Source organism: Comamonas sp. 4034, from assembly GCF_050434545.1.
Taxonomy (GTDB): domain Bacteria; phylum Pseudomonadota; class Gammaproteobacteria; order Burkholderiales; family Burkholderiaceae_C; genus Comamonas; species Comamonas odontotermitis.
Genome location: NZ_JBNDIT010000019.1, coordinates 65,622 through 86,809, shown reverse-complemented (window position 1 = coordinate 86,809; position 21,188 = coordinate 65,622). Strand labels below are relative to the sequence as shown.

General features: G+C 61.3%; 19 protein-coding genes. 3 read left to right on the top strand and 16 right to left on the bottom strand.

Annotation, left to right across the window (positions count from 1 at the left end; translation table 11 throughout):
• Positions 1-239: hypothetical protein (locus ABIE32_RS18115; RefSeq protein ID WP_429018145.1), on the top strand; the 239-nt coding region annotated here is incomplete at its 5' end.
• A gap of 64 nt (positions 240-303) precedes the next feature.
• On the opposite strand, the gene gshB is transcribed toward ABIE32_RS18115, so the two are convergent.
• The 7 genes from gshB to ABIE32_RS18080 form a co-directional block, all read right to left on the bottom strand.
• Complete coding sequence (gene gshB / locus ABIE32_RS18110; RefSeq protein ID WP_429018143.1) at positions 304-1,257, bottom strand: glutathione synthase; 954 nt, start codon at positions 1,255-1,257, stop codon at positions 304-306.
• A 108-nt stretch (positions 1,258-1,365) separates the two neighbouring features.
• A complete protein-coding gene (locus ABIE32_RS18105) occupies positions 1,366-2,538 on the bottom strand; it encodes a benzoate/H(+) symporter BenE family transporter (protein ID WP_429018142.1) in 1,173 nt (390 codons plus the stop codon).
• 121 nt (positions 2,539-2,659) lie between these two features.
• Positions 2,660-4,537, bottom strand: coding sequence for a potassium transporter Kup (locus ABIE32_RS18100; protein WP_429018140.1), 1,878 nt, complete (start codon positions 4,535-4,537; stop codon positions 2,660-2,662).
• Between the two features lie 174 nt (positions 4,538-4,711).
• On the bottom strand, positions 4,712-6,001 hold the full coding sequence (gshA, locus tag ABIE32_RS18095; RefSeq protein ID WP_224151196.1) for a glutamate--cysteine ligase: 1,290 nt from the start codon (positions 5,999-6,001) through the stop codon (positions 4,712-4,714).
• Between the two features lie 117 nt (positions 6,002-6,118).
• On the bottom strand, positions 6,119-7,585 hold the full coding sequence (locus ABIE32_RS18090) for a TrkH family potassium uptake protein (RefSeq protein ID WP_224151195.1): 1,467 nt from the start codon (positions 7,583-7,585) through the stop codon (positions 6,119-6,121).
• 8 nt (positions 7,586-7,593) lie between these two features.
• Positions 7,594-9,087 carry a Trk system potassium transporter TrkA gene (trkA, locus tag ABIE32_RS18085; protein ID WP_395027419.1) on the bottom strand — a complete coding sequence of 498 codons (1,494 nt, stop codon included), beginning with the start codon at positions 9,085-9,087 and terminating at the stop codon, positions 7,594-7,596.
• 219 nt (positions 9,088-9,306) lie between these two features.
• Positions 9,307-10,587 carry a glutamate-5-semialdehyde dehydrogenase gene (locus tag ABIE32_RS18080; RefSeq protein ID WP_429018138.1) on the bottom strand — a complete coding sequence of 427 codons (1,281 nt, stop codon included), beginning with the start codon at positions 10,585-10,587 and terminating at the stop codon, positions 9,307-9,309.
• 134 nt (positions 10,588-10,721) lie between these two features.
• On the opposite strand from ABIE32_RS18080, the gene ABIE32_RS18075 reads away from it, so the two are divergent.
• Together ABIE32_RS18075 and ABIE32_RS18070 are read left to right on the top strand one after the other, a co-directional pair.
• On the top strand, positions 10,722-11,009 hold the full coding sequence (locus ABIE32_RS18075; protein ID WP_224151192.1) for a hypothetical protein: 288 nt from the start codon (positions 10,722-10,724) through the stop codon (positions 11,007-11,009).
• Between the two features lie 196 nt (positions 11,010-11,205).
• The gene (locus ABIE32_RS18070; protein ID WP_224151191.1) at positions 11,206-11,391 is read left to right on the top strand and encodes a hypothetical protein; all 186 of its coding nucleotides are present in this window, start codon (positions 11,206-11,208) and stop codon (positions 11,389-11,391) included.
• 71 nt (positions 11,392-11,462) lie between these two features.
• On the opposite strand, the gene ABIE32_RS18065 is transcribed toward ABIE32_RS18070, so the two are convergent.
• The 9 genes from ABIE32_RS18065 to leuS all read right to left on the bottom strand — a co-directional run bounded on the left by ABIE32_RS18065 (position 11,463) and on the right by leuS (position 20,988).
• Complete coding sequence (locus tag ABIE32_RS18065; RefSeq protein WP_224151190.1) at positions 11,463-12,053, bottom strand: pentapeptide repeat-containing protein; 591 nt, start codon at positions 12,051-12,053, stop codon at positions 11,463-11,465.
• Positions 12,054-12,073: 20 nt separating this feature from the next.
• A complete protein-coding gene (locus ABIE32_RS18060) occupies positions 12,074-13,318 on the bottom strand; it encodes a tetratricopeptide repeat protein (protein WP_429018137.1) in 1,245 nt (414 codons plus the stop codon).
• An 8-nt stretch (positions 13,319-13,326) separates the two neighbouring features.
• Entirely contained in the window at positions 13,327-14,988 is a 1,662-nt protein-coding gene (locus ABIE32_RS18055; RefSeq protein WP_429018136.1) for a DUF4384 domain-containing protein, read from the bottom strand.
• 97 nt (positions 14,989-15,085) lie between these two features.
• Positions 15,086-15,421 carry a hypothetical protein gene (locus ABIE32_RS18050; RefSeq protein ID WP_429018135.1) on the bottom strand — a complete coding sequence of 112 codons (336 nt, stop codon included), beginning with the start codon at positions 15,419-15,421 and terminating at the stop codon, positions 15,086-15,088.
• Between the two features lie 71 nt (positions 15,422-15,492).
• Entirely contained in the window at positions 15,493-15,792 is a 300-nt protein-coding gene (locus ABIE32_RS18045; RefSeq protein WP_224151186.1) for a hypothetical protein, read from the bottom strand.
• Positions 15,793-15,902: 110 nt separating this feature from the next.
• On the bottom strand, positions 15,903-16,310 hold the full coding sequence (locus tag ABIE32_RS18040) for a hypothetical protein (RefSeq protein ID WP_224151185.1): 408 nt from the start codon (positions 16,308-16,310) through the stop codon (positions 15,903-15,905).
• A 349-nt stretch (positions 16,311-16,659) separates the two neighbouring features.
• Positions 16,660-17,715 carry a DNA polymerase III subunit delta gene (gene holA, locus ABIE32_RS18035; protein ID WP_429018134.1) on the bottom strand — a complete coding sequence of 352 codons (1,056 nt, stop codon included), beginning with the start codon at positions 17,713-17,715 and terminating at the stop codon, positions 16,660-16,662.
• A gap of 80 nt (positions 17,716-17,795) precedes the next feature.
• Positions 17,796-18,308 carry an LPS assembly lipoprotein LptE gene (gene lptE, locus ABIE32_RS18030; RefSeq protein WP_224151183.1) on the bottom strand — a complete coding sequence of 171 codons (513 nt, stop codon included), beginning with the start codon at positions 18,306-18,308 and terminating at the stop codon, positions 17,796-17,798.
• 4 nt (positions 18,309-18,312) lie between these two features.
• Positions 18,313-20,988: a leucine--tRNA ligase gene (gene leuS, locus ABIE32_RS18025; protein ID WP_429018149.1), complete on the bottom strand. Its 2,676-nt coding sequence runs from the start codon at positions 20,986-20,988 to the stop codon at positions 18,313-18,315.
• Positions 20,989-21,188: the final 200 nt, after the last annotated feature.

The window sequence follows — 21,188 nt, the reverse complement described above, 5'->3', positions numbered from 1 at the left end:
TGTTAATTTTTAAAGACCCATCCAACCCAGCCAGCGACCATCTCTCGATCTCACCAGCCCTCTTGGACCAACTCGCTGCAATCAGCGAAGCCTTGTATTGTAGCACAGGTTTTGACAACCAGAAGAAGTTGCGAAAGAAATCATCCGCCACCCAACTTGTCGCCACCACCAAAAAACAAACCTTGCGAACCGCGCTCTTTCGAGTCTGGCAGCTTCGCAAGGCGTTGTGCTGTCGATGAAGCGTATTGTATAGGAGTTTCCCCTGAGGTTTTGACAATTTGTCACCTCAGCTTCACAAATTTGTCAGGCAGCTCCCGCAACCGCCTTTTCGAGCGCTTCCACAAACATGTCGCCCACCTTGAAGCCAGCCTGCTGCTCGATTTCCTGGAAGCAGGTGGGACTGGTGACGTTGATTTCGGTGATGCTGTGCCCGATGATGTCGAGGCCGATCAACAGCAATCCGCGCGGAGCCAGCTTGGCACCAACCTGTTCGGCAATGGCTCGGTCTTCAGCTTCCAGCGGTTGGGCAACGCCTTTGCCGCCTGCAGCCAGGTTGCCGCGCACTTCGTTGCCTTGCGGTATGCGCGCCAGGCAGTACGGCACGGGCTGGCTGCCAATGATGAGCACGCGCTTGTCGCCCTTGACGATTTCCGGCAGGTATTTCTGCACCATGACGCTTTGCGCGCCTCCCAGGTTCAGGGTTTCGATGATGCTGCCCAGGTTCATGCCATCAGGGCCGACGCGGAAGATGCCCATGCCCCCCATGCCATCGAGGGGCTTGAGGATGATGTCCTGGTGCTTGGCGTGAAAGTCGCGGATGTCCTGCGCACTGCGTGTCACCAAGGTGGGCGGCGTGTACTGGGCGAATTCCATGACGGCCAGCTTTTCAGGGTGGTCGCGCAGCGAGGCGGGTTTGTTGAAGACCTTGGCGCCTTCGCGCTCGGCTTGCTCCAGCAAGTGGGTCGAGTAGAAGTACTCGCTGTCAAACGGCGGATCCTTGCGCATGACGATGGCATCAAAGCTGGCCAGCTCTGCCCTGCGGTTCTGGGTTTCGTCAAACCAGGCAGATTCGTTGCCGGTCAGCAGGATGTCGCGCACGCGGGCGGTGACTTTTTCTCCACTGATCCAGTGCATGTCCTGGGGCTCACAGGCGCTGATGCGGTGGCCCCGCGCCTGGGCACTGCGCATCATGGCAAAGGTGCTGTCCTTGTAGATCTTGAAGGATTCGAGCGGGTCGGCAACAAAGAGGATATGCATGGTGTGACAGGCTGCCTCACAACAGCCACTATTCTTTCAATAGCTGCCTGCGCCCATCGGGTGGACACAAGCGGGCAAAACAATCGATGAAGCACAGCCAGGCAACGCTCATCGCTTGCCATAATGTTGCACAAAAAGCGCGAGGCTGCCTGCCACCACGCCCCAAAAGGCTGATCCGACTCCGGCTATTGCCACGCCGCTCACGGTGACAAGGAAGGTGATCAGCGCAGCTTCGCGGTATTGCTCGCTTTGCACCGCCATGAACAGGCCGTTGCCAATGGTGCCCAACAGCGCAATGCCGGCAATTGCAACCACCAACTCGTGCGGAAAGGCGGTAAGCAAGCCTGCAATCACCACGCCAAAACAGCCAATCAGTACATAGATGACACCGCAGACCACGGCGGCCGCATAGCGACGAGCCTTGTCGGGGTGCGCTTCAGGCCCCATGCAGATGGCGGCGGTGATGGCCGCCAGGTTGATGGCATAACCGCCGAACGGCGCCAGCACCAGGGTTGCCAGGCCTGTGATGGAGATCAGCTTGGAGATGGGCAAGTCGTAGCCCGTTCCACGGATGACGGCCACGCCGGGCAGGTTCTGCGAGGCCATGGTGACGACAAACAGCGGCAGCGCCAGGCTGATGGCCGCCTGCAGACTGAAGGCCGGCATGGTGAAAACGGGAAAAGTGAGCCCCGGTTGCACGGCTGCCCACTGGATTTTGCCCTGCGCCAGCGCCACCACAATACCCACCGCCAGGGTCAGCATAACGGCATAGCGCGGTACCCAGCGGCGCCCCACCAAATACACGACCAGCATCGCAACCACCAGCCAGGTATTGGTCTGAGCCGCAGCAAAGGCATCCAGCCCGAAACGGGTCAGCACGCCAGCCAGCAAGGCCGATGCAATGGCAATGGGGATGCGGTTCATCAGACGCTCGAACCACCCTGTGAGGCCTACCAGGGTGATGAGTGCAGCGCTCAGTACAAAGGCCCCAATGGCTTCGTTCATGGTGAATGCGCCCGTGGCGCCTGCCGTTGCCAGCACCGCGGCACCGGGCGTGGACCAGGCCACCACGACCGGTTTGCGCCACCACATGCTGGGCAGCCAGCAGCACAGGCCCACGCCCATGCCCAGCGCCCATACCCAGGACGACAGCTGCGCTGGCGTGGCGCCAAAGCTTTGCGCCGCCTGAAAGACCACGGCAATGGAGCTGGTAAGGCCCACCAGCACCGTCACAAAGCCTGCCACGAGCGCCGATACGCTCAGATCCTTGAAAAACCGCATAGTGCATGGGGCTGGCTGGCGGTATGACATCGTGAACGCTCACGCGGTGCATCCACCAGTAGCCACTATCAAATAAATAGCTATCAGCGCTTACCTGCAGGGCGCTGATAGCCCATAAGACTTAGATTTCCAGTTTGGAGCCCAGCTCCACCAGGCTGTTGCTGGGCAGCAGCAGAAACTCTGCCGCGCCCGCTGCATTGTGGTGCATCTGCGCAAACAGTTTCTGTCGCCACGGCGCCATGCCGGCGCTCGCCTTGTCGGTGGGAACGAACACGTCGCGCGAGAGGAAGTAGCTCGTGCTCATCGGCTCGGTGTCGCAGCCACGCAGGCGCAGCTGCTGCAGCGCCAGGGGCACATCCACGTCGTTCTTGAACCCATAGTTCAGCTGCACCTGCCAGCAATCGCTGCCCAGGGGCTCGATCGCGGTGCGCTTGTCCATGCCAATCCAGGGCACCTCGTGGTAGACGATGGTCACGAAGATGTTCTGCTCATGCAGCACCTTGTTGTGCTTGAGGTTGTGCAGCAGCGCGGTTGGCACCACATTCGGGTCGGAGGTGAGGAAGACGGCTGTGCCCGCCACGCGCGTCGGCGGTGCCTGCAGCACCATCTGCAAAAAGCCCTTGAGTTCGATGCCATTGGCATGCAGCGACTGGTAGACCAGCTCGCGCCCGCGCTTCCAGGTCATCATCATGGTGAACATCGACAGGCCGATCACCAGCGGGAACCAGCCGCCGTCAAACAGTTTGAGCAGGTTGGAGGCGAAGAAGGTGAAGTCGATGCAGAAGAAGAACAGCGTGGGCGCCAGCGCCACCCACAGGGGATATTTCCAGCCAAAGCGCAGCACAAAGAAGGTGAGCACCGTGGTGATCGTCATGTCCAGGGTGACCGCAATACCGTAAGCTGCGGCCATGTTGCTGCTGGATTTGAACAGCAGCACCGCCAGCACAATGGCCCAGAACAGGCCCCAGTTGACGAAGGGAATGTAGATCTGCCCGGTATCGCGCACGCTGGTGTGCTGGATCTGTATACGCGGCAGGTAGCCCAGCTGAATCACCTGCTTGGTGACGCTGAAAGCGCCGGTGATCAGCGCCTGCGACGCAATCACCGTGGCCATGGTGGCCAGCACCACCACCGGCAGCAGGGCCCATTGCGGCGCCAGCATGAAAAACGGGTTCTTCACCGCCTCGGCGTTTTCCAGCACCAGAGCGCCCTGGCCAAAGTAGTTGAGCACCAGCGATGGCATGGCGATGCCGAACCAGGCGAGGCGGATCGGCTTCTTGCCGAAGTGGCCCATATCAGCGTACAGGGCTTCGGCGCCCGTCACACACAGAACCACGGCGCCCAGGATGATGAAGCTGATGCCCGGGTTGGCGACGATGAAACGCAAGGCGAAATGCGGACTGAGCGCCCACAGCACCTGCGGATGGTCCACGATGTTCCACAGACCCAGCGCTGCAATGCTGAGGAACCAGACCACCATGATCGGCCCGAAGAACTTGCCGATGCCCGCCGTTCCCCGCTTTTGCACCAGAAACAGCGCCAGCAGCACCACCAGGGTGAGCGGTATCACCCAGGATTTGAACGCGGGCGAGACAACTTCCAGGCCTTCGACCGCCGAAAGCACCGAGATCGACGGTGTGATCACCCCATCGCCATAAAACAGGCAGGTGCCAAAGATGCCGATCAGCATGAGCACGGAGCGCAGGCGCGGTTTGTCCTTGACCGCCTGCGAGGCCAGCGCCAGCATGGCGATCAAACCGCCTTCGCCGTTGTTGTCTGCCCGCAGCACCAGCACCACGTACTTGAGCGAGACGATGAGCGTCAAGGTCCAGAACAGGATGGAGAGCACGCCATAGACGTTGTCGTGGGTGAAAGGCACATGGCCGGAGCCAAATACCTCTTTGAGCGAATACAGCACGCTGGTGCCGATATCGCCATAGACTACGCCAACCGCTCCCAGCGTCAGGGCGGAGAGCGATGATTTCTTGCTGTTTTGCACGTCAAGCCTTTGTGCCATGCCGCGCAGGGCATGCGTGTAATGATTTGGTTTGCATTGTGCGCTTGTTGCTGTGCCCGCAGTGCTGCGGCGCATCAGGGCAAGCCCGAATGGTGCGAGCCACCGGGCTTGGAGTTGCTTTCAAGTCACCAGAGGAGTTTCTGCCGAAGCGACCGGTCAGTCGTAGATCTCGGCATCGGGGTCGGTGGCTTCCAGTTCGTAGCTTGCCGCCAACATGGCAAGGCGCGCCACCACACCATACATGTAGAAACGATTGGGGGCACTGGCGCCCACCGAGTCGCCGGGCGAGATGCCATGCTCAAAGGCGAGCGGAATGAAATGTGCACCAGGCACATTCAGATTCTCTTCTGCGCCCCGGTCCGAGTGCGCGCGGTAATAGCCGCCCACCACGTAGCGGTCGATCATGTAGACCACGGGCTCGGCCGCTTCGCCATCCATGCGCTCGACGGTCTGCACGCCTTCCTGAATGATCATGTCGTGCACCAGCTGGCCGTCCTTGACGAGAGACATCTGGTTCTTGGTCTTGGCAGGCAGCTGTCCTAGTTCCTTGGCATCGTGCACGGTCATCACGCCCATGCCATAGGTGCCGTTATCGGCCTTGACGACGACGAACGGCGTCTCCTTGATGCCATATTCCTTGTACTTGCGGCGCACCTTGGTCAGCATGGCGTCGACATCTTCGCGCAGTTCATCGAGTGCGTGCTCGCCGGTGTCGTTGAAGTCCACCCCCTGGCGGCTGGTAAACAGCGGGTTGATCAGCCAGGGATCGATGCCCATCAGCTTGCCAAAGCGCTTGGCTACTTCCTCGTAGCTCTGGAAATGGCGGCTCTTGCGGCGCACGCTCCAGCCTGCATGCAGGGGCGGCAGCACAAACTGCTCGTACACCTCTTCCAGAATGCCCGGGGCCCCCTTGGAGAGGTCGTTGTTCAGCAAGATGGTGCAGGGGTCAAAGTACTTGAGCCCCAGGCGGCGGCCATGGCGCAATGCGGGCTCCACCACCAGCTCCTGGTTGCCCACCTTCAGCTTGACGGTTTCCTTGATGTCCGGGTCGATCGAGCCGATGCGTACATTGAGCCCCGCCATCGAGAAGATGTTCTGCAGTTGCGCCAGGTTGGCCAGGTATTGCGGATTACGCGTCTGGTTCTCGGGAATGATCAGCAGGTTGCGTGCCTCGGGGCATATCTTTTCGATAGCAGCCATCGCAGACTGCACGGCCAGCGGAATCATTTCCGGGGTCAGATTGTTCCAGCCGCCGGGAAACAGGTTGGTGTCCACCGGGGCCACCTTGAAGCCTGCATTGCGAATGTCCACCGACGAGTACAGGGGCGGCGTGTGTTCCATCCACTCCAGGCGGAACCAGCGCTCGATCGCGGGCATGGCGTCGAGCATCCGTTGTTCCAGTTCGTTGATGGGCCCCGTTAGGGCTGTTATGAGATTCGGGACCATAGATGAAGGTTGTTTGAGGGCTCAAAAAAAACGAGCAAAAAACAATTGCGTGTCAATTGTAGAGAGTTGACGCCCAAAGTCACCCTCTGTTGTAACGTGATGGGCATAAGCGAATGCTCACCTGCGCCAGAAAGCAGGCGTCAGTAGAGCAAGGAAGCTCAAAATTTCCAGGCGCCCCATCAGCATGCCCAGGGTCGTCACGCTGAGCTGGAAGCTGGTCAGACCGGCAAAATTGTTGCTGGGACCCAGATCGCCCCAGCCGACACCCGCGCAGTTCACGCTTGCCAGCACGGCACCCAGCGCATTCATGAAATCCATGTCCGTCAGCAGCAAGGCCATGGTCAGCACGGCAATCGTGGCGCAGTACACCAGCATGAAGGCCAGTACCGAGAAGATCACGCGCTCGTCGATGGCATTGCCGCCAATGGTGACGGGCTGCACCGCATTGGGGTGCACCAGACGCCGCATCTCGCGCCGCGTCTGCTTGAGCAGCAGCAGCATGCGGATCATCTTGATGCCGCCTCCGGTCGAGCCTGCGCTCGTCGCTACACCCGACAGCAGCAGCATCAGCACCGGTGCAAAGGGAGGCCACAGGCCGAAGTCCACCGTCGCGTACCCCGTGGTGGTGGCCACCGAGACCGTGTTGAACACCGCATGGCGCACTGCCTCAGCGGGCCCATAGACCCCTTTGACCCACAGAATCATGCCGATCACCAAACCAGCGCCCACCAGGGTTCCCAGGGTGGCGCACACCTCCGGCTCCTTGTAGAGCACCGACATGCGGCGTTTGCGCAACGCGACGAAATAAAGCGCGAAATTGCAGCTCGCCAGCAGCATGAAGAAGATGCAGATACCCTCGATCAGCGGCGAGTTGAAATAGGCAAAGCTGGCGTCATGCGGTGTGAGCCCGCCCAGGCTGACCGTGGTGAACATCAGCATGATGGAATCCAGGGGCGTCATGCCGGCCAGCCAGTAGGCCAGCGCGCAGGCAAGAGAAAATACGCCGTAGACGGTCCACAGCCCCTTGGCGGTCTCAGCCATGCGGGGCGTCAGCTTGGTGTCCTTGACCGGGCCTGCCGCCTCTGCACGAAACAGCTGGCTGCCCCCCATGCCCAGCATGGGCAGAATGGCCACCGCCAGAATCAGAATCCCCATGCCGCCCATCCATTGCAGAAAGGTGCGCCAGATGTTCAGGGAAACCGGCAGGGTGTCCACATGGTTGAGTACGGTGGCGCCCGTGGTGGTGAGCCCCGAGACCGCCTCGAAGTAGGCATGCTGCCAGCTCAGCGCCCGGCCGATCTGCCCATAGCCCAGATACAGGGGCAAGGCGGCAAAAAGCGGAAAGGCAGTCCAGACAAAGGCGACCAGGATGATGCCGTGGCGGGCCTGCAGTTCGCGCTGCTCGTGGCGCGCGCTCCACCACAGCAGCAGGCCGCAGATCCAGGCCAGCCCCATGGCGCGGGGGTAGACGCTGAAAATACCATCGTCGAAGGCGAGCGACGCAGCAGCTGGCACGGCCATGGTGCAGCCAAACATGAGCAGCAGCACACCCAGGATGCGCAGGACGGGGCGCAGATCGGTCATCGCGGCGCCTAAAAGAAGGTGACTCCGACCCGGAAGAGCGATTCCACCTCGTGCACCAGGCGCTTGTTGGGCAGGAACAGGATCACGTGGTCATTGCTCTGGATGATGGTGCCGCTGGTGGGCACGATCACCTGGGGCGGCTCCTTCGCATCGGCCGCCTGGCCTTCGCGCTCCGGCGCTTCACTGCCATTGGTGTTGCGCGCATCGGGCTCGGGCAGGCCCCGCACAATCATGCCGATGTGCACATCATGCGGCAAGCGCAGGCTGCCCACACGCTTGCCCACCACGCGCGAAGTCTTCGCATCACCGCGCGCCACGATCTCAATGGCCTCGGCAACCCCCCGGCGCAGGCTGTGCACGGCCTGCACATCGCCTTGGCGCACATAGGCCAGCAGCTCACCCAGCGTGGCCTGCGCGGGCGACAGCGCAATGTCGATCTGGGTGCCGTGCATCAGGTCGGCATAGGTGCGGCGGTTGATCAGCGCCAGCACGCGCGTGGCGCCCAGCTTCTTGGCCAGCAGGCACGACATGATGTTGTCTTCGTCATCGTCGGTGATGGCAATGAACAGGTCCACGTCCTCGACGTTTTCCTCTTCCATCAGGTTCTCGTCGGTCGCATCGCCCCGCAGCACGAGCACATCCGATGACAGGCGCGAGGCCAGATACACGCAGCGGCTCTCGTGCTTTTCGATGATCTTGACCTGGAAGCGCTTGGAATCCTTGGTGAGCGAGCGCGCCAGGCGCATGCCCACACGCCCGCCGCCAGCCACCATCACCCGGCGCACGGGCTGCTCCAGCTCGCCCACCTGGCGGTTGAACGCAGCCAGCACATCGCCCAGGTGTTCCTTGTCGGACAGCACGAACACCTCGTCACCCGGCTCGATGCGCGTGCTGCCTTCCACCGAGACAAGGCGGTCGGCCTCGTGGTGAAAGCGGCGGTAGATACCCACCACACGCACGGCGCCTTGCGGCAGGTTCTGCTGCACATCGGCCACGCTCAGGCCCACCAGCGGCGCACCGCCGCGCGCACGCACCGACGCCAGCGCCGCGTAACCCTGCGCAAACTCCCGCACCTGCAAGGCCTCGGGGTAGCGCACCAGCTTGCCGATGTAGCCCATCAGGGCCTCTTCGGGGCAGAAGGCATGGGTCACGCCGAAACCGCCCTCTTCCAGCAAGGCAGGGTGGCTCTTCAATGCAATCGACCGCACGCGCACGATGCGGGTGGGAATATTGAAGACGACCTGCGCCACCTTGCAAGCCACCAGATTGGTCTCGTCCTGCGATGTGCAGGCAATCAGCATGTCGGTGTCGGCGGCACCCGCCTCGGCCAGCACATCCGGGCTGATGCCATTGCCCACCACGCCGCGCAGGTCAAAGCGGGTTTCCAGATCGCGCAGGCGCACACCATCCGTGTCAATGACGGTGATGTCGTTTTTTTCGCCCAGCAGGCTCTCCGCAACGCTTTCGCCGACGCGGCCCGCGCCCAAGATCAGAATTTTCATAAAAAATGCCCCTGCGCTTCAACGCACTGTCTATGGCAACCCCTTGCAGGGGCCGCCCTTCACTCTGGGGCAATCCGGTGTTAAAAGCGGCGCACCACGCCAGTGCCGCGCCTGAACGGCCGCATCATAACGTGGTGCCGTGCAGCGGCCGTGTCGGCAAATGGCGACGCCGGTGTGCTGTCGGGTGCGCCATTGCCAACCATTGTCAGCAATGCAGCATCAGCCTCGCACTTCGCCCTCACCCAGCACGATGTACTTGAGCGAAGTCAAGCCCTCAATACCCACCGGGCCGCGTGCGTGGAATTTGTCGGTGCTGATGCCGATCTCGGCGCCCAGGCCAAACTCGAAGCCGTCGGCAAAGCGCGTGCTGGCATTGACCATGACACTTGCCGAATCGACTTCGCGCAGGAATTGCTGCGCATGCATGTGGTCACGCGTCAGAATCGCCTCGGTATGGTGGCTGGAATACTGGTTGATGTGGGCGATGGCTTCATCCACCCCCGCCACGATCTTGATGGAGATGATCGGCGCCAGATATTCTTCGCTCCAATCCTGCTCCTGCGCTAGCACCGTGCGCGCACCTTGCACCGTTTTCAATAGCGCAAGCGACTCGGCGTCACAGCGCATTTCCACATCCTTGGCGGCAAACACCGCGCCAATGCGGGGCAGGAAACCGGCGGCCACGCCCCGCGCCACCAACAGGCTTTCGGTGGCATTGCAGGGGCTGTATTTTTGCGTCTTGGCGTTCTCCACCACTTTCAGCGCCATGTCCAGATCGCAGGGATCATCGACATAGGTGTGGCAATTGCCGTCCAGATGCTTGATGACGGGCACCTTGGCGTCGCGGCTGATGCGCTCGATCAGGCCCTTGCCGCCGCGCGGAATGATCACATCCACAAAGGCGGGCATGGCGATCAACTGGCCCACGGCCTCGCGGTCCGTGGTCTGCACCAGTTGCACCGCCTGTGCAGGCAGACCCGCTTCTGCCAGCGCCTGCGCCACCAGGGCAGCCAGTGCCTTGTTCGACTCGATGGCCTCGGAGCCGCCGCGCAAAATACAGGCGTTGCCGCTCTTGATCGACAGGCTTGCGGCCTCGATCGTCACGTTCGGGCGGCTTTCATAGATCATGCCGAACACGCCAATGGGTACGCGCATCTGGCCCACACGGATGCCGCTGGGCATCTGCTTCATGCCCAGCACTTCGCCAATCACATCGGGCATGGCCGCCAACTGCTCGCAACCTTGGGCGCAGGTCTCCAGCACCTTGGGGCTCAAGCGCAGGCGATCGACCATCGGCGCAGACAGCCCATTGGCGACGGCGCGCTCCAGATCCTTGGCGTTGTCCGCCTGCAGTGCCTCGGTCTGCGCGCGCAGCAGGCGCGCCAAAGCCAGGAGGGCTTTGTTTTTGGTAGCAGCAGATGCTTTGGCCATCTGCGCAGAGGCTTGTTTTGCCTGCAAACCCAGGGTCTGCATGTATTCCGCGATGTTCAGGGCGTTCATGCCGCTATTGTCGCATTTGCTGCATTGCAGCGCTGGTGAGCACGTTCTCAGTAAACGGCCCCAGGCAAATCCCATGCTGGCGGGCGCCAAATGCGCTCTACACTCGGGCCATAAACAGCCACCAGGAGACCCGCATGCAATCGACCGCACTACGCCAGTTGGGAGCCTTGCAGGACGCGCTGGAGCACTTTGGCGCCGGCCACATGGATGCCTCGGCGCTCAGCCAGCAGGCCCGTACCTATACCGATCTGCTGGGCGCTCTTCCGCCCAAGTTTGAAGAGGTGTTGCTGCAGTTGCTGGACCGGCTGGAATCCAGCGCCCTGTTTGACGAAGAAAGCTGCTCCTTCAGCCAGAAGGACCTGACCGACAGCCTGAAGCTCTGGCTGGACAAGGCCAGCGCCAGGCTGGGTGAAACCGCCTAAGCGCTTTTCGCCGCGCGCCAGCTTATTACCGGCTTAAAGCAGTACACAGCAATATCGAAAGATTTGCAAACAATACGCGCACATTTAAAGAAAGATAAATGCAGGTAAAGGCCTGCAAATGCACTCGCACCCGCATCGCGCCGGTGCTACCTTGAGGACCTCATCAACAGCGCCCCGTGGGCGTGGAGGTCGCAAAATGGGCTTGCTCAACGAAGTGATTGGCGCCGTGGTTGCCGAAGAAGCACTGTCCAAAGCCGATGCAGACGCCGGCTTTCTCAAGAAGGCCATGGCCGCCGTGGCCGGCTTTGAGGGAGAGAAGGTGATCGAGGAAAAACTGACCGAGCACCAGGCGCAACAGGTACCCGGCACAGACAGCCAGTAGACGGGCGGCAGGCAACGCCCCCCGGGACAAACGGGCCGCATTGCGCGGCCCGTTTGCATGGGAGAAGCGCTTCAGCGGCGTCGGCCGTTGGTCCAGATGGCGCCCGTCGTGAGCGCGCCGTCCAGGCTCACATTCACCAGCGATGCACCTGACAGGTTGGCGCCCGACAGGTTGGAATTGCTCAGATCCACATTGACCAGCTCTGCGCCCTGGAAATTGGCGCCCTGCAGGTTGGAGTTGGACATGTCCACATTGGTGAAGCTATGGCCAGCAAAGTTGGCATTGGCCAGGTTGGAGTTGGCCATGTCGGCATTCACATGCTCGCGCCCATTGCCTGCTGGCTTTCGGCCATGGCTTCTGCTCTGCACGGTCACCGTCTGGCTGCCGGTAGATTCCACCACCACGGCAGCGCCCCCGGAGCCCGAGCCCCGCACCGTGGTGCTGCGACCGGGAATATTCGTCTCCGCCACGGCGCCCTTGCCCGATGCTGCATTGACCACCGAGCCGTTGACGATGACCGCCGCGCCACTGGCTCCGCCGCGCACATCCACGCCGGGGGCCGATATGACGGCGCCCTGCGCCCATACGCTGCCCGCAGCCAGCGTGGCCACCAATGCGGCGCTGCATGCGGCCGCGCCGCGTACCCATGTTGTTTGTTGCATGGTTTTCTTCCTTTCTCTCACTACTGCGACAGCAGTGCATTGCTTGCATCATCAGACACCGGCGCGCCGGGAAGGCGTGCAGGTGCCTGCGGCCCCTCGGTCGGCTCCGTCTGCACCGCGATGGGCGACGGGCTGTTGGTATCGGTTGTACTTTCGGCAGGCCATGGCTGCTCCGCCTGGGGCACAGCTGGCGCCTCAGGCATCACAAAGGCCTGGCGCAGCAGGTCGGCCAGCGGATCTGCGACCCGCACCGGCCGGTCGGGAAGCTGTGCAGGCGCCTTTTCTTCCACCCTCAGCGCCACGGCGTTGATGCGGGCAGCCAGCTCCTGCATCCAGGCCTCGTCGATCACCGCCTGCTTTTCGTTGCTGCGGCTGAAAATCAGACCCAGAAATTCACGCGCCTTGGACGATCCGGCATCCGCCGCGCGCCGGTAATACTGGATGGCAGTCGCAAAATTGCGCTGCACCCCCCGCCCCAGGTGGTAACGGTAGGCCAGTTCCAGCAGCGCGTCGGCACTGCCGTCGTCGGCCCGGGCACGCAAGCGAGCCAGTTGTTCCGATTCACTGGCCCGCTGGTAATTGGCCAGCCGATTCAGGTTCTGCTGCGCCGTCTGGCTCCCTTTGGCGACGGCCTGCACGTACAGCTCCTTGGCTTCTGCCATGCGGCCATCGAGTTCACGTTCCACACCCAAGTCATTCAGGGCCATGGCATCGCCTTCCCGCGCCGCCTGCTCCAGCAGCAGGCGCGCCTGCTGTGCAGCCTTGGGCCCGGTCATGCGGCGCTCCACCAGCGACAGGAGGTAGCTCGCCTTGGACAGGCCCGCCTCCGATGCCCGCTGTAGCCATTGCCGACCGGCGGGCACATCACGCACCCCGCCGGTGCCCGTCCCCAGCATGTACCCCAGGCCCGCCATGGCACGGGCATCACCCTGGGCGGCGGCCATGCCCCACCACTGCCGCGCCTGCGCACCCGCCTGCGGCAGGCCTGCATTGCGGTAGTAGTACAGGCCCAGTTCCACCTGCGCCCGGCTGTCGCCTTCTTGGGCCTGACGGCGCAGCACCTGCAGGCTGGCCTCCGAGCGGCTGGGTGCCGGCACACGGATGGATGCACTGCCACCTGCGCCACCTGAGGATTGCGCTGCAGGTGCCGCAGCACTCCCTGCATCGCCGCCGCCTTCGCTATGGGGCAGCACGATCGCCGCCATGGCACTCAGGCCGTAGAGCGCCAGGCCGGTGGCAAACACCGAACGTCGCCAATGTTGCATCGCCCCTTTCATGAGCGCTTTCCGCGGCGCGGCGTTTTCTCAGGAACGGCGGGCGCCAGCACCACAGGGCCTTCCACTTCCCACTGCAGGGTCGATTGGGCGATCACGCCTTCCTGCGCCTGCACCTGCTGCTGCACGGTCTCGATGGTGGTTACGCCAACGAGCGGCTCCAGCTTGGCATTGGTCAAGGCAGCCGGTACCCGCCCGGTCAGCGGCTTGGCGGTCATCGCGCAGTACACCTGCTCGGTTCCTGCCCGTGCAGTTTCGATCAGGAACGAATTGGACTGCGACACATCAGGCACCATCAGCCCCATATTGCCCTGCGCCACCACCGCCTGCTGCTGCGGATTGGGATATATCTGGGACACCACGTTGGCCGCGTCCTTGTAGTAGCAGTAGAGGAACCCGGAGCGCGCCGGCGCAATGCGCAGCACGACCGAGTTGCCAATCTGCAGCCTGGGCTCCTTCTGGCCGAGCAACGCCACGGTCAATCCGTTGTGCGCAGGCTCGTTCATGGGCAGCGCATGCTCGCGCAGCTTGAGTTCATTGCTTTGCGGCGAATAGCTCGATGCCAGCTTGTCCTCTGCCGACATGCCCACGTAATTGCGCAGCAGACCGGTATAGGTTTCAAAGTTCACGATACCCACTGGGGTCATGTCCAGCGAAGCCTGGTAGGTGGCCAATGCATTGCGCAATGCGGTGGAATCGTTGCCATCGACGGGCCCGCTCCATACGCCCTGCGCCTGAAGCACCCGTTGCGCCAGGTTGATGCGGTCCGTCGCAGTCTGCTCTTCGTACCAGGCGCGCATCTGGCGCTTGAACTCGGGGTGGTTCTGTTCGTAATCAATGCACTGCCAGTACGGAATCTTGGCCCATTTGCCCACCAACTCGATCGCCGCCAGATCGACCAGCAGACGCACTGCAGCGCCCGCGCCCTGGTTATTGTCTGCTGCCACCTCGTACTGCACGCCCATGCGGTAGATGTGCTTGGGCAACCCCGTTGCACGCCCGCCAATCTCCACCCCCTTGCCGCCGGTGGCCACCACCAGTTCATTGGCGGAATCGAGGCCCGGGTACAAGGTGCGCGAATTCATGTCGCCCAGATGCAGATCGAGCCCGACGACCGATCCCAGCACATCCCAGCTGTAGCCAGTGTCGGTATTCGCGGTGGAAACGCCAATGCTGCGGCGCTTGGATACCACCGTCTTGTCGCCGAAGCTGATAGCGCCCGATATATAGATCTGCGGCTTGCGCAGCTCGATCTGCCCATTGTTGAGCAGCAGGCTGGTCATGGTCTGCACCGTGTCCTGCTTCAAGGCATCCACCTCGTAATCGACCACGCGGAAAGCCTGGCTGGTACGCGACATGCGTGAGATGGCCGTGATCAGCATTTCCTTGGTGCCGGTGCTGAAAAGCCCCGAAGGGTCCGGAATTGATTTGACGGCAATCAAGGTTGCAGGCACCTGCTCGGCCGCCAGCATGCGGTCCATGCAGGCCAGCCCTTCACGCATGGCAGATGCCGATTTCGTAGGCGTCACCAGCGGAGTCTGCTCGGTGATGCCTTTTTCAATGATGTCCTTGCGATCCGACAGGCCCGGATCAATGGCACAGGCCGACAGCGCCAGCACACAAGGCCACAACAAGGCGTGGCGGAGGTAGGAAATTTGCATGATTTATAAAATCGTTATGTATGTCCGGTATCAGCCGCCGTACTCGCCGGCCCCGGCACCCCTCTGACGCAGGATCTGGGCAGCAGCGCCGCCATGCCTACTTGCAAATATTGATGACGGAGCCGCGTACTACCGTGACCTGGTCGGTGTTGCCGCCGCCGTACCGGTTGCCGATACCCGCGATGCCTTCGTTCACCTTGGGCTGGGTGCCCACATTGGTGGTGCAGTTCTTGCCCGACGGACTGGTGACCATCTCGCGTTCGATGTTGGCGCGCACATCCTTTTCGCCCATGTTGTCGCGCGCCATGACGTTCACCACTTTGTTACGAGATGCAGGATCCAGCCCATTGCGACCCGCTGGTGGTTTCTGCTGTGCCTGCACCAGACCACATGCCAGGCCCACTACCGCAGCGCATATAAAACCTGTTTTCATATGCTCCTCCCTTGCAATTGAATTGGGGTGAATCAATCACCCCATTCTTTGATCAAAGCAATACCGGCGATTTACTTGCCGTCGTTCGAAGCCAGATTCTGCTCAGCCTTGGTCATGGCACCGATAGCCATATTGGCCACCGCACCATTGGTCACCGAAACTTCTTGCTTGTTGTTGCCACCAATATTGACATTACCCTTGTTGGAAGCCAGATTCTGCTTGGCCGTTGCGCCAGCACCAATAGCCATATTGGCCACGGCGCCGTTCTTCACGGTGACCTTCTGGTCATTATTACCACCGATTTTCACCTCGGCTTGAGCAGCAAATGCAATTGCCATACCAGACACCAGAACAGCGATAACTTTTTTCATAAAAACTCCTCGTTACTGAAATAAAAGAGTGCTTGTAGGAGCACTGTTGCAATCAGTCCCTCCACTTCGGAGCAACCGAACTTCATCAACGACCCTGACAGCTGCAGCTATCAGCGGCCACCAATGTTCACCACATTGCGCACGCCCATGCCGGAGGCCTGGGTGACCACAGGCCCGCCCACGGACACCACCTGGTTGCCAGCACCGGATCCCCCATTGCGTGACGCAATATTCAATTCACTGTACGCGCCAAACATGGCAGAATTCACCACCGCGCCATTAACCACAGCCACCTGATTATTTCCTCGAATATGAGAGATATTCTTGGTGGACGAGATATTCATCACCGCATGCGCACCGGGGCCAGAGATATTCACCGCACCGCCGCTGATGATGACCTGCTGGTTATTCTGTGCCTGCACGGCAGGCAGAAAAGCAGCCACCGCCAATGCAGCCATCCACTTCTGCACGCCAAAACGGAAAATGGCCTGTATGGCCATGTTTTGCGGGTATTTCATCTTCACCTCACAAATATGCATTCAAACTATCTTGTCTCAGGTCGCATTTGTACCTGCCTAAAATGGCACTGCGGTGACTGATTGCAACCAAATGATTCAAGTCAAATTAATGACATTTGAAACATCTAGATTCTTGAATGAATGTTCTGTGAAACACTCCCTCTGAAATCCTTACATGACAGTCAAAAAAGACGTTACATATGGGCTCATAGAGTGGATGGATGATCGTGCTATCACTTTACATAGCAGAGCAATTTCTTCGCTCGCTTTACATTTGAACCTGCCAGAGGCCAAGAAAAAAGCCCGCAGATGCGGGCTTGGGTTCATGTGAAAAAGCGGGCTATCGGAGTCAGCGCCCCTGCGCACAGGCCTTGCAGGTCTGCAATGCGAGGCGGTGCAGCGCCTGCCAGCCATCCTGGGGCCACTCGGGCACCTTCAGGCCTTTGACAATGCCATCGACGGCATGGGCCGAATGCAGCAGCCGGGCGACGGCCGCGTCGCTGATGCGCGGCAGCACGCGCTCGAAATGGCGCTCCTTGTTGCCCCAGACACGGTTTTCGCGCAGCGCCATGGGCATGGGACGGCCATTGCGCAACGCGTCCTTGACGCGCTTCATTGCGCGAATGTCCTCGGCCAGCGCCCAATGCACCAGCACCTCGGCCTCGCCCTCTGCCTGCAGGCCACTCAGCATGCGCTCGGTACGCAGCACCTGGCCGGACAGCACGGCGTCCGACAGCTTGAACACGTCATAGCGAGCCACGTTCAGCACGGCCTGCTCCACCTGCTCGAATGCCAGCTCGCCCTGAGGATAGAGCAGGCCCAGCTTCTGGATTTCCTGGTGTGCAGCAAGCAGATTGCCCTCTACACGGTCGGCAAAAAAAGCCAGGGTGCGCTGGCCTTCTTCGCCGCTTTTGACGTGCTGGCCCTGCAATTGCAGGCGCTGGGCAATCCAAGGCGGCAGCACCGCGCGTTCGATGCTGTCCACCTGGATGGTCGCGCCATTGGCCTCCAATGCGGCAAACCAGGCGCCTGTCTTGGTCGCCTTGTCGAGCCTGGGCAGGATGACGATGGTGAGCGTGGCATCATTGCCCACGCTGCTTTCAGCCAGTTGCTGCAAGGCGGCGCTGCCGTCCTTGCCCGGCTTGCCACTGGGAATGCGGACCTCGATGATCTGCTTGTCTGCGAAGAGCGAGAGGCTGCCTCCTGCGGCGAGCACGGCGCTCCAGTCAAAATGAGCACCGGCCACGGTGAAGCTGTTGCGTTCGCTATGCCCTGCCGCGCGGGCGGCGGCACGGATCGCATCCACGGCCTCCTGCACCAGCAAGGCTTCATCGCCATGCACGGTGTAGAGCGTGCGCAGGCCCTTGCCGAGCTGGGCGGTCAACTGGTTCAGGGCAATTTGCATGTTTTTTGCCTACTGGCGGCCTCCACACAAGCGTCGAAAGCTATATATTTAATAGCAATCGACACCATGTCACGGTGCCATCAATCCGTGGTGGTGACTGTCTTGACGATGGACAGGCGCCGCACGATCTGTTGCACCAGATCGGTCTGCATGTCTCGGAACAGCATCTCTTCCTCGTTGGCCTTGGAGAGCGCATAGGTTTCCACGTAGCTGATTTCGCGGTACTGCATCAGCTCCGCCTCGGTCACGTAGTAGCCGCCCTTCTGGTCACGCACCCGAAAGCGCGTGAACAGGCGAATCTGCAGTTCACGCACTTCGCCTGCGGCATTGCGCGACACCACCACACGCTCACGGCGCTGGCCCAGATCGTCATAGATGGCCTCGGCCTGCAAGGCCTCGGTCGGGTCGCGCAGCACCTTGAGCGCACCTACGCCTTCGAGGTTGCGCTGCAGTTCCTTGAGAAAGGGCGAATTGGCCGCACCGTTCAAGTACAGCGACTTGAAGGCGAAATCGACCGATCCGCGCAGCTTGAAACCGCACGCCGCGAGCAGCGGCGCGCTTGCAAGGGCAGTGAGCAGCGTGCGTCTATTCATGCGCTTAGACTACCACGTTCACCAGGCGGCCCGGCACCACGATGATCTTTTTGGGCACCGCGCCCGCAGCGATCTTCTGGAACTCCTCATTGGCCAGCGCGGCAGCTTCAATGGCGGCCTTGTCGGCGCCGGCTGCCACCACGATGGAGCCGCGCAGCTTGCCATTGACCTGCAGCATCAGCTGGATTTCGTCCTGCACCAGAGCCTGCGGATCGACCTGCGGCCAGGCCGCATCCAGCAGGCCGCCCATGGCTTTGTCGTAGCCCAGCGCATTCCACAGCATCTGCGTGAGGTGGGGCGTAGCGGGGTACAGCGCGCGCAGCAGGATGCCGAAGCCTTCGACAACAGCTTCGCGGCCGCCTTGGCTGTCCAGCGCCTTGAAGTCTTCCAGCGCGTTGATCATCTTCATCGCACCGGAAACCACAGTGTTGTACTGCATGCGCGAGTAGTCGTATTCCACCTGCTTGAGCACGGTGTGGATTTCCAGGCGCAGTGCCTTGGCTTCCTTGCTGAATTGGACGCCTTTGAGCCCATCAGCGCTCAATGCATTTGCGCGAAGAGCTACAAATTCAGGAGCACTCAGCTTGACCCCGAAGTTGTACACGCGGCGCAGGAAACGGTAGCTGCCTTCCACGGCCGATTCGTTCCACTCCAGCGTCAGCTCGGGTGGCGCGGTGAACATGGTGTACAGGCGCGCGGTATCAGCGCCGTATTTCTCGATCAGATCCTGCGGATCGACACCGTTGTTCTTGGACTTGGACATGGTCGTCATCTCGTAATCGAGTTTCGACCCATCGGCCTTCAGGGTGCCGCCAATCACCACGCCATTGTCATTGGTGATGAGATCGACTTCATGCTCCCAGTAGTACGCCTTGGCGCCTGTGGGCAGTTTTTGCGAGAACGCGCCACGCAGCACCATACCCTGCGTCAGCAGCTTGGTGAACGGCTCATCGATCTTCACCAGGCCCAGGTCGCGCATCACCTTGGTCCAGAAACGCGCATACAGCAGGTGCAGGATGGCATGTTCAATGCCTCCGATGTACTGGTCCATCGGCATCCAGTAGTCGGCGCCGTCGGCCACCATGTGCTCGCTGTTCTTCGCGTCGCAATAGCGCATGAAGTACCAGGACGAATCCACGAAGGTGTCCATGGTGTCGGTCTCGCGGCGTGCGCTCTTGCCGCAGCAGGGGCAGACCACGCCTGCGTGGAAGGCTTCGCTCTTGATCAGCGGATTGCCCGAACCATCGGGCACCAGATCCTGCGGCAGTACAACCGGCAGGTCCTTCTCGGGCACGGGCTGCGGGCCGCAGTCTTCGCAGTGGATGATGGGGATCGGCGTGCCCCAGTAGCGCTGGCGGCTGATGCCCCAGTCGCGCAGGCGCCAGGTGGTCTTGAGCTCGCCCAGGCCCTTGGCTTCGAGCGCCTTGGCCACGGCTTGCACGCCGTCCTTGTAATGAAGACCGTCAAAAGCGCCGGAGTGGATGAGAACACCGCGCTCCTTGTCGCCATACCAGTCGTGCCACTGCTTGCTGTCGTAGGGGCCTTCGCCCTCCACCGCCACCACCTGCTGGATCGGCAGGCCGTACTTGTTGGCAAACGCAAAGTCGCGCTCGTCATGCGCAGGCACGCCCATCACCGCGCCATCGCCATAGCTCATCAGCACGTAGTTGCCAATCCACACCTCGACCTGTGCGCCGGTGATGGGGTGGGTGACGAACAGGCCCGTGGGCTTGCCTTCCTTTTCCTTGACGGCCAGCTCCGCCTCGGTCGTGCCGCCCTTCTTGCATTCCTCGATGAAGGCGGCCAGCTCGGGCTTGCCAGCTGCCGCGTGCAAGGCCAAGGGGTGCTCGGGCGCCACAGCGCAGAAGGTCACGCCCATGATGGTGTCGGCCCGGGTGGTGAAGACGTACATCTTGCCGCCGCCGATCAGCGCGCCATCAGCGCCCTTGACGTCATGCGTGAACGCAAAGCGCACGCCGGCGCTCTTGCCGATCCAGTTTTCCTGCATCAGGCGCACCTTGTCGGGCCAGCCGGTCAGGGTCGCCTTGGGGTTGCCCATCTGCACGTGGTCAAGCAACTCCTGTGCGTAATCGGTGATCGCCAGGTAGTAGCCGGGGATCTCACGCTTTTCCACCAGCGCGCCGGTACGCCAGCCGCGGCCATCGATCACCTGTTCATTGGCGAGCACAGTCTGGTCCACCGGGTCCCAGTTCACGGTCTGGGTCTTGCGGTAGGCCACGCCCTTTTCCAGCATCTTGAGGAACAGCCACTGGTTCCACTTGTAGTAATCCGGATCGCAGGTGGCCACTTCGCGGCTCCAGTCGATGGCCAGACCCATCGCCTGCATCTGCTTTTTCATGTAGGCGATGTTGTCGTAGGTCCACTGCGCAGGGGGCACCTTGTTCTTGATGGCGGCGTTCTCGGCCGGCAGTCCGAAGGCATCCCAACCCATGGGCATCAAGACGTTGTAGCCCTGCATGCGCAGCTGGCGCGTGAGCATGTCGTTGATGGTGTAGTTGCGCACATGGCCCATGTGCAGCTTGCCGCTGGGGTAGGGCAGCATGGAGCAAGCGTAGAACTTCTTCTTGCCTGCGTCTTCGCTCACGCGATAGGCATCTTGGGCTTGCCACTGGCTCTGTGCTGCGGCTTCAACGTCGGAATGGTTGTATTTCTCTTGCATGGAACGGGTCTGGAACAAGCGGCTGCCCACAGCGTTTTGCGGGGCCATGCCCATCGGGGATTCAATGGGCCAACAATTGGGCAAAGATTGTAGGCGCATCGCCATAGCCCCGTGTGCTGCTAGTGCCGCAGCCCGCCATGCGGTTTTGGGACTGCGTGCAAAAATACCCTGCAGATACATGGCTGGTGCGCGCCGAGACT

Coding starts and splice junctions, on each gene's coding strand:
- gshB (WP_429018143.1), bottom strand. CDS start 1,257: ATGCATATCCTCTTTGTTGCCGACCCGCTCGAATCCTTCAAGATCTAC.
- ABIE32_RS18105 (WP_429018142.1), bottom strand. CDS start 2,538: ATGCGGTTTTTCAAGGATCTGAGCGTATCGGCGCTCGTGGCAGGCTTT.
- gshA (WP_224151196.1), bottom strand. CDS start 6,001: ATGGTCCCGAATCTCATAACAGCCCTAACGGGGCCCATCAACGAACTG.
- ABIE32_RS18090 (WP_224151195.1), bottom strand. CDS start 7,585: ATGACCGATCTGCGCCCCGTCCTGCGCATCCTGGGTGTGCTGCTGCTC.
- trkA (WP_395027419.1), bottom strand. CDS start 9,087: ATGAAAATTCTGATCTTGGGCGCGGGCCGCGTCGGCGAAAGCGTTGCG.
- ABIE32_RS18080 (WP_429018138.1), bottom strand. CDS start 10,587: ATGAACGCCCTGAACATCGCGGAATACATGCAGACCCTGGGTTTGCAG.
- ABIE32_RS18075 (WP_224151192.1), top strand. CDS start 10,722: ATGCAATCGACCGCACTACGCCAGTTGGGAGCCTTGCAGGACGCGCTG.
- ABIE32_RS18070 (WP_224151191.1), top strand. CDS start 11,206: ATGGGCTTGCTCAACGAAGTGATTGGCGCCGTGGTTGCCGAAGAAGCA.
- ABIE32_RS18065 (WP_224151190.1), bottom strand. CDS start 12,053: ATGCAACAAACAACATGGGTACGCGGCGCGGCCGCATGCAGCGCCGCA.
- ABIE32_RS18060 (WP_429018137.1), bottom strand. CDS start 13,318: ATGCAACATTGGCGACGTTCGGTGTTTGCCACCGGCCTGGCGCTCTAC.
- ABIE32_RS18055 (WP_429018136.1), bottom strand. CDS start 14,988: ATGCAAATTTCCTACCTCCGCCACGCCTTGTTGTGGCCTTGTGTGCTG.
- ABIE32_RS18050 (WP_429018135.1), bottom strand. CDS start 15,421: ATGAAAACAGGTTTTATATGCGCTGCGGTAGTGGGCCTGGCATGTGGT.
- ABIE32_RS18045 (WP_224151186.1), bottom strand. CDS start 15,792: ATGAAAAAAGTTATCGCTGTTCTGGTGTCTGGTATGGCAATTGCATTT.
- ABIE32_RS18040 (WP_224151185.1), bottom strand. CDS start 16,310: ATGAAATACCCGCAAAACATGGCCATACAGGCCATTTTCCGTTTTGGC.
- holA (WP_429018134.1), bottom strand. CDS start 17,715: ATGCAAATTGCCCTGAACCAGTTGACCGCCCAGCTCGGCAAGGGCCTG.
- lptE (WP_224151183.1), bottom strand. CDS start 18,308: ATGAATAGACGCACGCTGCTCACTGCCCTTGCAAGCGCGCCGCTGCTC.
- leuS (WP_429018149.1), bottom strand. CDS start 20,988: ATGCAAGAGAAATACAACCATTCCGACGTTGAAGCCGCAGCACAGAGC.